The organism is Curtobacterium pusillum, from assembly GCF_007680845.1.
In the GTDB taxonomy this organism is placed as follows: domain Bacteria; phylum Actinomycetota; class Actinomycetes; order Actinomycetales; family Microbacteriaceae; genus Curtobacterium; species Curtobacterium pusillum_B.
On record NZ_VEIY01000004.1, the window covers coordinates 291,972 to 305,534 of the forward strand.

12 protein-coding genes are annotated in these 13,563 nt (G+C 71.1%); 3 read left to right on the forward strand and 9 right to left on the reverse strand.

Features of this window, described 5'->3' with window-relative positions; genetic code table 11:
- The first annotated feature begins 83 nt into the window (after positions 1–83).
- Both FS825_RS11560 and FS825_RS11565 read left to right on the forward strand, forming a co-directional pair.
- Positions 84–2,135 carry a transglycosylase domain-containing protein gene (locus FS825_RS11560; RefSeq protein ID WP_260981140.1) on the forward strand — a complete coding sequence of 684 codons (2,052 nt, stop codon included), beginning with the start codon at positions 84–86 and terminating at the stop codon, positions 2,133–2,135.
- Positions 2,136–2,182: 47 nt separating this feature from the next.
- A complete protein-coding gene (locus FS825_RS11565; RefSeq protein WP_144713091.1) occupies positions 2,183–3,013 on the forward strand; it encodes a helix-turn-helix transcriptional regulator in 831 nt (276 codons plus the stop codon).
- Here the strand turns inward: FS825_RS11565 and FS825_RS11570 are convergent.
- The 6 genes from FS825_RS11570 to FS825_RS11595 form a co-directional block, all read right to left on the reverse strand.
- Positions 2,935–3,813, reverse strand: a complete 879-nt coding sequence (locus FS825_RS11570; RefSeq protein WP_144713093.1) for an alpha/beta hydrolase — start codon at positions 3,811–3,813, stop codon at positions 2,935–2,937. The two genes, FS825_RS11565 and FS825_RS11570, sit on opposite strands and share 79 nt — an antisense overlap.
- 86 nt (positions 3,814–3,899) lie before the next feature.
- Positions 3,900–4,694: an oxidoreductase gene (locus FS825_RS11575; RefSeq protein WP_144713095.1), complete on the reverse strand. Its 795-nt coding sequence runs from the start codon at positions 4,692–4,694 to the stop codon at positions 3,900–3,902.
- 158 nt (positions 4,695–4,852) lie between these two features.
- The gene (locus FS825_RS11580) at positions 4,853–5,875 is read right to left on the reverse strand and encodes an ABC transporter substrate-binding protein (RefSeq protein WP_144713097.1); all 1,023 of its coding nucleotides are present in this window, start codon (positions 5,873–5,875) and stop codon (positions 4,853–4,855) included.
- Between the two features lie 11 nt (positions 5,876–5,886).
- A complete protein-coding gene (locus FS825_RS11585) occupies positions 5,887–6,747 on the reverse strand; it encodes an ABC transporter ATP-binding protein (RefSeq protein WP_144713099.1) in 861 nt (286 codons plus the stop codon).
- The gene (locus FS825_RS11590; RefSeq protein WP_260981141.1) at positions 6,744–7,823 is read right to left on the reverse strand and encodes a FecCD family ABC transporter permease; all 1,080 of its coding nucleotides are present in this window, start codon (positions 7,821–7,823) and stop codon (positions 6,744–6,746) included. The genes FS825_RS11585 and FS825_RS11590 overlap by 4 nt, the downstream gene beginning before the upstream one ends.
- Positions 7,820–8,899, reverse strand: coding sequence for a FecCD family ABC transporter permease (locus tag FS825_RS11595; protein ID WP_260981142.1), 1,080 nt, complete (start codon positions 8,897–8,899; stop codon positions 7,820–7,822). Before FS825_RS11595 ends, FS825_RS11590 begins: the two co-directional genes overlap by 4 nt.
- 28 nt (positions 8,900–8,927) lie before the next feature.
- On the opposite strand from FS825_RS11595, the gene FS825_RS11600 reads away from it, so the two are divergent.
- On the forward strand, positions 8,928–9,770 hold the full coding sequence (locus FS825_RS11600) for a siderophore-interacting protein (protein WP_144713101.1): 843 nt from the start codon (positions 8,928–8,930) through the stop codon (positions 9,768–9,770).
- A 334-nt stretch (positions 9,771–10,104) separates the two neighbouring features.
- Here the strand turns inward: FS825_RS11600 and FS825_RS11605 are convergent, their stop codons facing one another.
- From FS825_RS11605 to FS825_RS11615, 3 genes are read right to left on the reverse strand one after another with little or no spacing between them, the layout of a single operon-like run.
- A complete protein-coding gene (locus tag FS825_RS11605; protein WP_144713103.1) occupies positions 10,105–11,013 on the reverse strand; it encodes a carbohydrate ABC transporter permease in 909 nt (302 codons plus the stop codon).
- Position 11,014: 1 nt separating this feature from the next.
- Positions 11,015–11,980, reverse strand: a complete 966-nt coding sequence (locus FS825_RS11610) for a carbohydrate ABC transporter permease (RefSeq protein WP_144713105.1) — start codon at positions 11,978–11,980, stop codon at positions 11,015–11,017.
- Positions 11,981–12,034: 54 nt separating this feature from the next.
- Positions 12,035–13,390 carry an extracellular solute-binding protein gene (locus FS825_RS11615; RefSeq protein ID WP_144713107.1) on the reverse strand — a complete coding sequence of 452 codons (1,356 nt, stop codon included), beginning with the start codon at positions 13,388–13,390 and terminating at the stop codon, positions 12,035–12,037.
- Positions 13,391–13,563 lie beyond the last annotated feature (173 nt).

Sequence of the window (13,563 nt, forward strand, 5' to 3'; positions counted from 1 at the left end):
GCTCGGCTCCTTCCCAGGCCGCACGGCGGACTTCTCCGGGAAAGTCCCGGCTGTCGTGCGAGGACGGCTGGGACGCTCCGGCCATGACGTTCAGACGTGCAGGGGGAGCCGCGCTCGGCTTCGTGGGTGGCAGTGTGCTCGCCGGGTTGCTGGTGGGGGTCGGCGTGACGCCGGTGCTGGCGGTGGCGGGCGTGGGGACGACGTCCGCGATCGGGGTGTTCGACTCGCTCCCGGAGTACATCGAGATCGGCCAGCTGCCGCAGCGCAACGAGGTCTGGGCGTACCGCGGCGGTCAGCCCGTGCACCTGGCGAACGTGTGGGCGCAGAACCGGCAGTCACTCACCCTCGACCAGATCAGCGACACGCTCGAGCACGCCGCGGTGGACGGTGAGGACAAGCGCTTCCGCGAGACGGGCGGGGTCGACGCGACGAGCCTGATCCGATCGCTCGTGAGCATCATCGCCTCCGGTGGGAAGGGCGGCTCGGGCGGCTCGACGCTGACGATGCAGCTCGTGCGGAACATCAAGCTCGAGCAGGCGAGCCAGCTCCCCACCGCCGAGCAACGGGACGCCGCGACGAAGGAGGCGACGAAGCGCACCGCGGACCGCAAGCTCGCCGAGGTGAAGCTCGCGATCGGTCTGGCGAAGCAGTACTCGAAGGACGAGATCCTCGCCGCGTACCTCAACATCGCGTACTTCGGCGACCAGACGTACGGGGTGCAGGCCGCCGCGCAGCACTACTACGGCAAGGACGCCACGGACCTGAGCCCGGCCGAGGCGGCGTCGCTCATCGCGATCGTGCAGTGGCCCGAGCGCCGGGATCTGTCGTCCCCGTCCCACTACCCCGACAACACCGCGCGGCGCGACGTCATCCTCCGGTCCATGCACGACCAGGGCCACCTGACGCGTGCGCAGCTCACCGAGGCGCTCGCCGCGGAGCCCTCCCGGTACGTCCGGCTCACGCCGCCGCAGCAGGGGTGCGAGGCCGTCGCCCGCGGCGCCGAGTACTTCTGCGCGTACGCGGTCACGGTGGCGCAGGACCTCCCGCAGCTCGGCCCGACGGAGGACCGGCGCGCGGATGCTTGGCGAACCGGCGGCTACCGCATCCAGACGACGCTCGACCTCGACCGCAACGCGGAGCAGAAGGCGCTGCTCGACCGGTACGACCCGAGCACCGAGTCGCGGTTCGCCCTCGGCGCCACGCTCGACACCGTCGAAGCGGGAACGGGCCGTGTCCTGACGATGGCGCAGAACACCGACTACGACCGGTCGCCCGACGCCCCGGCGACCGCGACATCGTTGAACTACGCGACCGACGAGGCGAACGGCGGCTCGACCGGGTTCCAGGTCGGGTCGACGTACAAGCTGTTCACGCTGCTGCGCTGGCTCGAGTCCGGCCGCAGCCCGGACGCGGTCGTGGACGGCACCCGGCACGAACGGAGCACCTGGACGCAGTGCGGGCAGACCATCGAGCGGGCCTGGAACCCGAAGAACGACTCACCGGGGCAGACCGGGCCGTACTCGGTCCGTCAGGCCACGGCGCAGTCGGTCAACGCGGCCTACGCGTCGATGGCCGCACAGCTCGACCTCTGCGACATCCGGGACGTCGCCGCCCGACTCGGCGTGCACCCGGCGCGCGGCGGCGAGCTCCCGGCGAACCCGGCGTCCGTGCTCGGGACGACCAGCATCGCGCCGCTCACGATGGCGGCGGCGTACGCGGGCGTCGCGAACGGTGGCCGGTACTGCGCCCCGGTCGTGATCGACCAGGTCACGGGGCCGGACGGCGAGGAACTGGGCGGCCAGCCGAGGACGTGCACGCAGGCGGTGTCCGCGACGGTCGCGGCGACGGCGTTCGCGGTGATGCAGGGGGCGTTCCGCGGTGGGACGGCGACCGGCGGCCAGACTCCGGACGGCGCGACGCTGTTCGGCAAGACCGGGACGACCGACGCGGCGGACCAGATCTGGCTCGTCGGGGGGACGACCCGTGCGGTGACGGCGTACTGGCAGGGGAACACCGACGGCGGGCAGGCGAACCTCCGGCACCACGACAACGTCGAGGGGACGTACGCGAGCACCAGGGCCGCGGTGTGGCGGCAGGCGCAGGCGGGGGTGAACGCCGCGCTCGGCGTGGGGTGAGGCACCGGGCCCTGTCCCGACCTGCGTTTGGTGGCTACGCTTCGTCCATGGCGGACAACGCCCTCGGCGACTACCTCCGCGCGCGACGCGAGGCCGTGCGCCCCTCCGACGTGGGACTGCGCGCGGACGGCAACCGGCGCCGCGTCGCCGGGCTCCGGCGTGAAGAGGTCGCCGTGCTCGCCGGGATCAGCGCCGAGTACTACCTCCGACTCGAACAGGGTCGCGAGCGGCACCCGTCGGACCAGGTCCTCGGTGGACTCGTGCGCGCGCTGCACCTCGGTCCGTCGTCCGAGGCGTTCCTGCACCGTCTGGTGCACGACCGCCCGGAGCGGGGCGGGCCGCCGGCCGGCACCCCGGACGAGATCGAGCGTCTCACGCTGTTCGTCGAGGCGCTCGCCGCCCCGGCCTACGTCCACGACCGGGTCCTCGAGGTCGTCGTGGCGAACCCCGCGGCCGAGGCGCTGTCGCCGGCGTTCCGCCCGGGCGTCAACCTCATGACGGCCGCGTTCGAGGACGACGCGCTCCGCGAGCTCTACGTCAACCACGACGAGATGACCGTCCGGCTCGTGTCGTACCTCCGCGCGCAGGCCGCGGTGCCGCCGCTCGACCCGAGGCTGCCCGAGCTCGTCGCCGGTCTGTCCGAACGGAGCCCGCGGTTCGCGGCGCTCTGGGCGCGGCAGGACGTCGAAGCACGCTCGAGCGGCGTCAACCGTCTCCTGCACCCGGTCGTCGGGCCGCTCGAGCTGCGCTTCGAACGCCTCTGCACGGCGGGCACCGACCACCCCGTGGTGGTGGTGTATCACGCCGAGCGGGGGAGCCCTTCGGAGGCGGCACTGGCGCTGCTGACGTCCTCATCGGTCCGGGCGACCCCGGCATGAAGCCCCTGGTCCTCGAGCCAGGCGAGGGTCGCGTCGGCGATGTCCCGCCAGCCGGAGTCGATCGTCAGCGAGTGGCCGCGGCCGGCGAACTCGCGGTACTCGGTCACGGACGGGCCGCCCTCGTACAGCTTGGCCACCGCGACGGTCACCGACCGGGGGACGGTGTGGTCCTCGGTGCCCGAGACGAGGAGCAGCGGCCCGCGCTCGGCACCGTGCGTCTCGATCGTCGCGGGTGAGTCCTTGACGAAGTTCGCGGTGGCGTCCTCGAACAGCGGCCGGCCCGGACCGGGGATCGTCCACGCAGCGAACAGCGCGTCGGACTCCTCCTCGGGGATCGCGTTCCCGAAGGCGTAGCGGAACTGCTTCGCGGTGAGCGCCACGGTCCGCTTCCGGTTCGCGGGGTTCCCGAGCACCGGCAGGCCGGCCCGGAGCTGGGCGAACGGCAGGATCTTCACGCCCTTGATCGGTGCCGGGTCGATGGCGACCGCTGCGCGGGCGAAGCCGTGGGCGAGCAGCTCCTGCGCGATGAGGCCACCGAACGAGTGCCCGACGACGACCGGTCGCTCGCCGGACTCCTCGATGATCGTGGCGTAGTGCCGGCAGATCGCCTCGATGCCGACGTCATCGAGGCCGCTGGGGTCGGCGCGTGTCGCCTCGACGGTCTCGAGGTCGCCTGGCCAGCCGGGCGCGGTCGGGGCGTACCCGGCGTCGGTGAAGTGGTCGACCCAGGGTTGCCAGGCGGACGCGTGGATCCACAGACCGTGGACGAAGAGGACGGGGACGGGGGTGGTACCGGTCATGTCGGGCTCCTGCTCGGTGGTGGGCGGCGACGCGGGGTGCGTCGCCCGGTGGGTGAGTGGGTCAGTTGGTCGAGGGGGTCGCGGGGTCAGAGGGTCTTGACGAGCCCGCCGTCGATGAGGAAGTCGGCACCGGTCACGTTGCCGGCGCGGTCGCTCGCGAGCAGCAGCACGAGGTCCGCGACCTCGCCGGGCTCGGTGAACCGGCCGGTGCTGAAGCCGCCCTGCGCCGCGATCGCCTCGCGCTTCGCGGTCTCGAAGTCGACGCCCCGCGTGGCGGCGACGGTCGCGGCGACCCCGTGCTCGCCGAGCCAGAGCGGCGTGGAGACCGGGCCGGGGCTGATCGTGTTGAACCGGATGCCGTCCGGACCGAACTCCTTCGACAGCGCCTTCGAGAGGTTCCAGACCGCGGCCTTCGCGGCGGAGTAGTCGACGACGAACGGGTCCGGCAGGAACGCGTTCACGGAGCCGATCGTGACGACGGTGCCGCCACCGCGTCGGCGCATGCCCGGGACGGTCGCCCGGATCGCCCGGACGGCGGAGAAGAAGCTCAACCGGAACGTCCGGTCCCACTCGTCGTCGTCGACGGCGAGGAACCCCTCGGTGCGTGGTGTGACCGCGCCGACGTTGTTCACGAGGACGTCCACGCCGCCGAGCTCCTCGGCACGCGCGACGAGTTCGGCGGCGCCGTCTGGGGTGGCGAGGTCGACCGTGACGGCGGTGACCCGTCCGGTGGCGACCAGGTCGGCGAGCTCGGGGGAGATCGTCCGGGATCCGGTGACGACGCGGGCGCCCTCGTCGACGAGGGCTCGGGCGACGGCGAGGCCGATCCCGGAACTGGCGCCGGTGACGACGGCCACCCGGTCGGTGAGGTGCAGGTCCATGGCCACACGCTAGGGAGGCCGGTCCGCCCGGCGCGTGCTCGCGCTTCTCCTGGTAGCCGCGCTCCCAGGATGCGTCCGGCGTGTGCAGCGGGGCCACAGACGGACGGGAGGCGCGGTGCCAGTTGGCACCGCGCCTCCCGTCCGTCAGGTGGTGGGGACTAGGACAGCTTCTTGCTGTCCTCGAGCCAGCCCGCGAGCTTCTGCATGTACTCGGCCTGCGAGACGTAGTCGAGGGCCGGGAAGGTCCAGCTGTGCACCTGGCCCGCCTGGAGCGCGGCGTTGTCGGCGAAGGTCGGCTGCTTCTCGAGGTCGGCGACCTGGTAGCCCTGCTGCGACAGCAGGATCACGTCACCGGAGATCTGTCCGGCGTTCTCCCACGAGTAGATGCCCCAGTAGAAGCCCTTCGGCTTCGGGTTGACGAAGTCGACGCCGTAGGACGTGTACATCTGCAGCGTCGGCTCGTCGGCCGGACGGGTGACGTACGCGCCGTCGCCGTCGGCGTACATCGAGACGACGGAGAGGTCGGTGTCCTTCGCGACCTTCTCGAGCTCGTCGGCGGCGGTGTCGAATCGCTTCTCGGCCTTCTCGACCGTGGACTCCTTCGCGCCCAGCGACTCGGCGAGGTCGGTGATCTTCTCGATGACGTCCTCGCCCTTGCCGCCCCACTTGACCTGCACGACCGGGGCGATCGCCTGGATCTGCTTCTGCTGCGCCATGTCCTTGAAGCCGTAGCCGGGCTGGGTGGTGTCGAGCGTGCCCTTCTCGTCGGTCGGGTAGACCGAGGTCACGACGAGGTCCGGCTTGAGCGCGGCGAGCTCCTCGAGGTCGATGTCGCCGTAGGCCTCGCCGAGCTGGGTGATGCCGTCCGTGTCGAGGTCCGTGAAGCGGGCGTCCTTCGCCATCGTCAGCTGCCCGAAGGTGCCGACGGGCTTGAGTCCGTACTCGATGAACGAGATGGCGAGGTCGTTGAGGACGACGACGCGCTTCGGGGTGTGGTCGACCTTGACGGTGGTGCCGGTGGCGTCCTCGTACGACCACGCGCCGCCGGACGCGGCGGTGCTGCCGCTGCCGGCGCTGTCGTCGGAGCTGTTCGCACTGGAGCAGCCGGCGAGGAGGAGGGCCGAGACGGCCACGGAGGTCACGAGGGCGGCACGGAGGGTGCTGCGGCGGGGGATCTTCACGTTAGGAGAGGCTAACCTAAGTTCCCGGCGGACGCGAGTTCCGTCTCACGACGGGTGTCGCGGAACGTGTCGTGCTCGTCGGCCTCGGGGACGATCATCGGTGCGCCCGTCACCGGGTCGGGGACCACCCGCGCGTGCAGCCCGAACGCCCGCTCGAGGAGCGCCGGCGTGAGGACGTCCTCGGGGGTGCCGTCCGCCGCGATGCCGCCGTCGTGCAGGACGACGAGCCGGTCCGAGTAGCGGGCGGCGAGGGTGAGGTCGTGCAGCACCATCACGACCGTCGACCCCTGCTCGCGGTTGAGCCGCCGGACGAGTCGGAGCACCTCGAGCTGGTGTGCCAGGTCGAGGTACGTGGTGGGTTCGTCGAGCAGGAGCGTCTCCGCTTGCTGCGCGACGACGAGCGCGATCCAGGCGCGCTGCCGCTGCCCACCGGAGAGGCTCGCGACGTCCCGGTGCGCGACCTCGGTGAGCCCCGTCGCGGCGATGGCCTCCTCGGCGACGGCGGCGTCGTCCGCGGTCCACGGCTTCGCCCAGGACTGGTGCGGGTTCCGGCCCCGCATCACGAGGTCGAGCACGCTCGTGCCGGCCGGTGCCACCGGGGACTGCGGCAGGATCGCGAGCTTCTTCGCCACCTGGCGGTTCGGTTCCTTGCGGATCGGCGCGCCGTCGAGGTGGACCTCGCCGGCCTGCGGCTTGAGCACGCGCCCGAGGGCCTTCAACAGCGTGGACTTGCCACACCCGTTCGCGCCGAGGAACGTCGTCACGGTGCCGCGTTCGATCCGGAGGTCCAGGTCGGTGAGGACGGGGTGCCGGTCGTAGCCGACCGAGAGGCCGCGGGCCTCGAGGACGGGCGTCGTGGTGCGGTCGGTCATCGGGACATCTCCTTGCGGTGACGGATGAGGAGCCAGATCAGGTACGGGGCGCCGATCACGGTCGTGACGATGCCGACCGGCACCTGCCACGGGAAGGCCGAACGGGCGAGGAGGTCGGCGGCGAGGACGAGCACGGCGCCGAGCGCTCCCGCGAGCAGGAGCGGTGGACGGTTCGTGCCCGCGAGCCGGAGGCCGATCTGCGGCACGACGAACGCCACGAAGCCCACCGGGCCCGCTGCGGCGACCGCGGCGGCGGTGAGGACGACCGCGAGGGCGATCACCACGAGCCGGTGACGCTGGACGGCCAGACCGATGCCCGTGGCGACCTCGTCGCCGAGCTGGCCGATCCCGAGTGCCGCGCTCGTGGCGAGGGCGAGGGGAACCGCGATCGCGGCGACGACCAGCAGCGGCCAGACGCTCGACCACGACGTGCTCGACAGACTGCCGACGAGCCACTGCGACGCCGCGGTGGCGACGGTGATCTTCGCCCGGACGAGCAGGTAGCTCGTGACCGCGTCGAGCGTCGCGCTCACCCCGATGCCCACGAGGACCAACCGGTAGCTCTGCACGCCGCCGCGCCAGCCCAGGCCGTACACGACGACCGCGGCGACGAGCGCACCGATCGTCGCCGCCACCGGGATGCCGCCGCCGAGGACGATCGACGACACCGAGTACGTGCCGCCGCCCAGGACGATCGCAGCCACGGCACCGACGCTCGCGCCGGACGTCACGCCGATGATGTCGGGTGTGCCGAGGGGGTTCCGCGTGAAGGTCTGCGTGAGGGCGCCGGCGACGCCGAGGGTCAGGCCGACGAGCGCTCCGGTGAGGACTCGGGGGAGGCGCAGGGTCTCCACGATGAACGCCTCTGGGCCGGTCTCGAGGCCGAGCAGGGACCGGATGACGGTCACCGGCGGGATCCACGTCGAGCCGATCGCCACGCCGAGGACGAGGAGGAGGCCGGCCGTGCCGATCGCGGCGACCGTGTACCAGAAGACGCGGGGGCGCCAGGGGAGCCCGATCGGGCCGACGACGATGCCGCGGCGGCCGGAAGTGCGTGCGGCGTCGGGGGCGGTCACAGCGACACCAGCGATCGCCGGCGGGCGACGGCGACGAACACCGGACCGCCGATCACGGCGAGGACGATGCCGACCTCCACCTCGGAGAACCCACCGATCAGCCGCCCGACCACGTCCGCGAGCAGCACCAGCGCCGCCCCGACGAGCGCCGACACCGGCAGGGTCCAGCGGTGTCCGGTCCCGACCAGCGCCCGGGCGACGTGCGGCACGGTGAGCCCGACGAAGCCGATCGGCCCCGCGGCCGCAGTGGCACCGGCGGCGAGCAGCGTGATGCCGCCGAGTCCGACGAGCCGCGCCACCACGACGTTCTCGCCGAGGCCCTTCGCCAGGTCGGTGCCGAGCCCCAGGGCGTCGAGCGCACGGACGTTGCACACCGCGAGCACCAGGCCGGCGACGAGGAACGGCCACACAGCGCCGAGCACGTCGAGCTGCCGGGCTGCGAGGGACCCCACCACCCAGAGTCGGTAGGCGTCGAGCGAGTCCTGGTCGGTCAGCACGACGAACGACGTCAGCGCGCCGAGCAGGGCGGAGACCGCTGCCCCCGCGAGTGCGAGCGGCACCGGGCTCGCCGTCCCGCTGCCCGCGATCGTCACCGAGAAGACGACGACGCTCGCCACGAGGGCACCGACGAGTGCGAACCACACGGTGGCGCCGGCGCTCGTCACCCCGAAGACGTAGACGCCGATGACGACGGCGAGGCCGGCGCCGGAGGAGACCCCGAACAGCCCGGGGTCGGCGAGCGGGTTGCGCGTGTGTCCCTGCATGAGGAGTCCGGCGATGCCCAGCGCCGCGCCGATCGTCGCCCCGATGAGCGTGCGCGGGATCCGCGAGCCCCAGACGATCGCCTCGTCGGTGCCGCTCCCGGTGCGGGTGAGGCCGGCGATCACCCGGTCGACCCCGATCCGGTTGCTGCCGAGGAGCATGCTCGCGACGGCGACGAGCGCGAGCACCACCACGAGGGCGACGATCACGGCGACCCGTCGACGGACGGCTGCGCGATGGACGCCGAGCGCCGCGTCCGGGTCGGTGGCACGGCCCTCCACGACGGAGGCCAGAGCAGGGATGGGGGCTGGCACGGAGATCATCTTAGGTTAGCCTTGCCTCATGGCGAAGACCCCGCGGCTCCTGCCCGAGAACCCCCGGCTCTTCCGCGCCCGTGTCCTCCGGACCGACCGGACCTCGCCGTCGATGCACCGCGTCACGGTCACCGGGGACGACCTCGGCGAGTTCCGCTACCTCGGGTTCGACCACTGGTTCCGGCTCTTCGTGCAGCGCCCCGACCAGGACGCGTTCCGCATGCCGGACCTCGACGGGAAGAAGTGGTGGCCGACGTTCCTCGCCATCCCCGAGGACGTCCGACCGCACTGCGCGAACTACACCGTCGCCGCCTTCCGGCCCGGGACCACGTCGCACCCGGCCGAGATGGACATCGACTTCGTCGTGCACTGTGGCCCGGACGGTGCGCCCGAGGGCCGTGCGGCGATCTGGGCCTGCGACGCCCGCCCCGGTGACGAGCTCGCGATGCTCGACCAGGGGTGCATCTTCGACTGCCCCGAGGACACGAGCGAGGTCGTCATCGCCGCGGAGGAGACCGGCCTCCCGGGAGTGGTCGGGATCGCCGCGTCCCTGCCGCGGGACACCGTCGGCCGCATCATCCAGGAGGTCCCGACCGCCGCCGACGTCCGCGAACTCGACGCCCCCGCCGGTGTGCAGGTCACCTGGATCGTCCGCGACCGCACGGACGCCCACGCCTTTCCCGGGCGCGCCGCCCTCGCCGAACTGCAGCGGCACGTGCCCGCGGACGACCGGGGCTACGCGTTCGTGGTGGGGGAGTCGACGCTCGCCACGGAGGGCCGGCGCCACCTGCACCGTGCGGGGCTGCCGAAGTCGCGCATCACGTTCTCCGGGTTCTGGAAGCACGAGGCGCGGGAGTCCGTGCCCGCCTGAGCCCGCCCGTTCTTTCCCAGAGCGCCCGCGATGGAAAGCGGATTCGGGCGTACCCGGTGCTTTCTTCCGACCAGGTACGCCCGATTCCGGCAGGTACGCCCGGTTCGGCCTGGTGGGCGCGGGCGCTGGCGCGGGGGCCGCGAGGGCCGCGGGGGAGTCCCTCGTTCCGCTCGGTACGCCCGGTCTTTCCCAGAGCGCCCGCGATGGGAAGCGGAATCGGGCGTACCCGGTGCTTTCCCCCGACCAGGTACGCCCGATTCTGCAAGGTGGGGACAGACGGACGGGAGGCGCGGTGTCAGCCGGCACCGCGCCTCCCGTCCGAAGTGGGGCCGCGTCAGCCCTTGAGGCCGGACCCGGTGACGCCCTCGACGATCTGCCGCTGGAAGATCAGGTACAGGATGATCAGCGGCAACGCCGCGAGGATCGCCCCGGCCTGGATGTCCGCGTAGCGCTGACCGAAGCTGCCCTGGACCGTGGCGAGCCCGACCGGGATCGTCATGAGGTCCGGGTTCGACAGCACGAACAGCGGCAGCAGCAGGTTGTTCCAAACCCCGACGAAGGTGAGGATCGTGACGGCGGCGATCACCGGACGCGACAGCGGCAGGATGACCGACCAGTAGATCTTCCACATGCCGGCGCCGTCGATGCGCGCGGCCTCCTCGAGCTCCTTCGGGATGCCGTCGAAGAACTGCTTGAAGATGAACACCGCGATCACGGCGGGCACCTGCGGGAAGATCACCGACCAGTAGGTGTTGAGCAGACCCACGGCGTTGAGTTCCTGGAAGATCGGGATGATCAGCACCTGGGTCGGGATCATGATCCCGAGGATGATGAGCAGGAACGCGATGTTCCGGCCGCGGAACACGAGCCGGGACAGCGCGAACGCTGCCATCGACGCGAAGAAGACGGTCAGGACCGCCGTCACCACGCTCGTGATGGCGCTCGCGAGGTACCAGTTCCAGATGTCGCCGGACTGGAACAGCGACGCGTAGGAGTGCAGCGTCGGGTTCCAGTTCGACAGGATCGCGTTCGCGCCGAGGGCCGCGACGCCGTTGTCGGACAGCGACGTCTTCAGGGCGAACAGGCTCGGGATCAGCCAGATGATCGCGAAGACCGTCAGGACGATCCCCGACGCGATCGTGAAGCCCTTGCCCGAGACGCCGATCTTCGCGGCGTTGGCGGGTGCCGCGGCGGAGACGCCGGAGCGGAGCTTGGGGCGGGTGATGCTCTCGGTGGCGGTCATGTCAGGCACCGATCTCTCGCTTGGCGGCAGCGCGCTCGACGAGCTGCCGGATGACCGCGATCGCGACGATCACGATGAACAGGAGCACCGACGCGGCCGATGCGGCGCCGAGCCGGTTGTCGGTGAAGCCGACGCCGGTGATGAGCTGCAGCGAGACCTGGGTCGAGATGCCGGGGCCGCCGTTCGTCATCAGGTACACCTGGTCGAAGATCTTCAGGCTGGCGATGATCTGCAGCAGGATGACGAGCGTCGTCGTGCGGCCGAGGAGGGGCAGCGTGATCGACTTGATCTGCTGCCAGCTCGAGGCGCCGTCGACGGCGGCGGCCTCGTACAGCTCGCGGGGGATCTCCTGCAGGCCAGCCAGGTAGAGCACGAAGTTGAACCCGAGGGTCCACCAGACCGTGGCGATGGCGACGCCGATCATCGCGGTGTTCGGGCTGGAGAGGATGCCCGAGCCGGGTGTCATGCCGAGCGCGGACTGCATGCTCGCCCACAGACCGGTCGCCGGCGTGAAGATGAACACCCAGATGAGGGAGATCGTCGCCGACGGCAGGATGAACGGCAGGAAGAACGCCAGGCGGAAGAACCACTGGCCGCGGTTCATCCGGTTCGTCAGCACGGCGAACACGAACGCCAGGATGACCAGGGGCGGGGTCGTGTACAGCGTGAACTGGAGGGTGTGCCACAGCGCCGACCAGAAGTCCGACCGGGTGAGCATCTCGGCGTAGTTCGCGAACCCGGCGAAGCTGCCGAGCCCGGTGCGGACCGTCGAGGTGTTGAAGAAGCTCGTGACGATCATCCAGATCGTCGGGCCGAGCAGGAAGGCGATGTAGAAGAGGCCGAAGGGGGCGAGGAACAGCCACCCGCTGCGGCCCTGGCCACGGCTGAGTGAGCCGGAGGCGGAGCGGAGCCGTCGCGGCGCCATGGTGGCGTCCGTCGGACGGGTCAGAACTGGTGTCGCGGTCACGTCATCGTGCCTTTCGCGCGGTGTTCACGTCGATCGTGGGATGGGCTCGCCCGGTCACAGCGGGCTCGGAGTCTTGAGGTAGGTCGCCAGCTGGCCCTTGATGGCACTGAGCGCGCTGGCGGGGGACGAGCTGCCCTGCTGCACGAGGGCGAGCTGTGCACCGACGATGCCCTCGAAGGTCGACCCCGACCCGCCGTACCAGGCGGCGTCGTCGAACACGGCGGTCTCGGCAGCGGCGGCGTAGTTCGACTGCGGCGTCAGCTTCTTGTAGGCGGTGCTGTCGAACGTGGGGATGTAGGCCGGCACGTGGCCGCCTTCCGCCCAGGTCATGCTCTGCTCGAGCATCTGCTTGATGAACAGCATCGCCTGCTTGCGCTGCTCGGGCGTCCGGTCCTTGCGGGGGAGCACGAACGTGTGCGAGTCGGCCTGGGTCGCCGGCTTGTCGTACAGCTGCGGGATGGGCGCCATGCCGAACTTCAGCCCCTTGATGGACTGCGCCGTGCTGATCTCCCACTCGCCCTGCATGAAGAACCCGACCTTGCCGGTGAACATCAGCGACTCGGCGGTGGCGTAGTCGAGGGCCTTGTTGAGCCAGCCCTGCTTCACCCACTTCTGCGTGCGGCTGGTGACCTCGTTGTAGGCGTCCTCGTTCACGGTGAGCTTCGAGCCGCCGTCGCTGATGAACGGCGTCGCGTCCTGGATCTGGTTGTAGAGCGTCCAGAAGAAGCGCCACGGGGTCGCGGTCTCCGGGACGACGTTCGCGACGTTCAACGCGTTGCCTCCGGTGACCTTCGACACCGCGGCGAGGGCGCTCTCGAACGCGTCCATGCCGGACAGGTCCTTGAGCTTGCCGTCAGCGTCGAGCAGGCCCGCCTTCTGGCAGATGTCAACGTTGTAGAAGAGGACGAACGGGTGGGTGTCGAGCGGGATCGCGATGTTGTTCCCGTCGGTCTTCTGCGCCGCCCAGGCCTTCTGGTTGAAGTCACTGGCGCTCAGGCCGACCCCGGCGAGGTCGTCCGACGTGATCGGGTCGAGCAGGTCGCCGTCCCAGAGGGGCTTCGCCCGGGTCAGGTGCGAGACCGCGACGTCCGGTGGCTTGTTCCCGACGGTGGCCAGTGTCAGCTTCGAGTAGTACGGGTTGCCCCACGCGAAGGTCGTCGCCTGGATCGACGACGAACCACCGTGCTGCTTGGCGTACCCGGCCTCCATCGCCTGCATGCGCTCGCCGTCACCGCCACCGAAGAGGTTCCAGAAGACGAGGGTCTCGGGGTTGAGGGCACTCCCGGCGAGGCCGGCGGCGAGCGGGCTCGAACAGGCGGCGAGGGGCAGGACCGTGGCGGCCGCTGCTCCGGCGGCGAGGAAGCCGCGGCGCGACAGTCGCGTCGTGGGTGTGTCTGGGCGGATCGGCATGGCATCACTCCATCGGGACGGGCCGAACACGGGAGCAGGGTCGGTGCTCCCGCCGAGGCATCGCTGCTTCGGGACGGAACAGCGGGTCGATGCTCCGTGAGCGCTCACATTAGCGCTCGACCCCATCATCCGCCACCCCTTCCAACCAGGCACGGAAACCGGTAGCGTTTTCG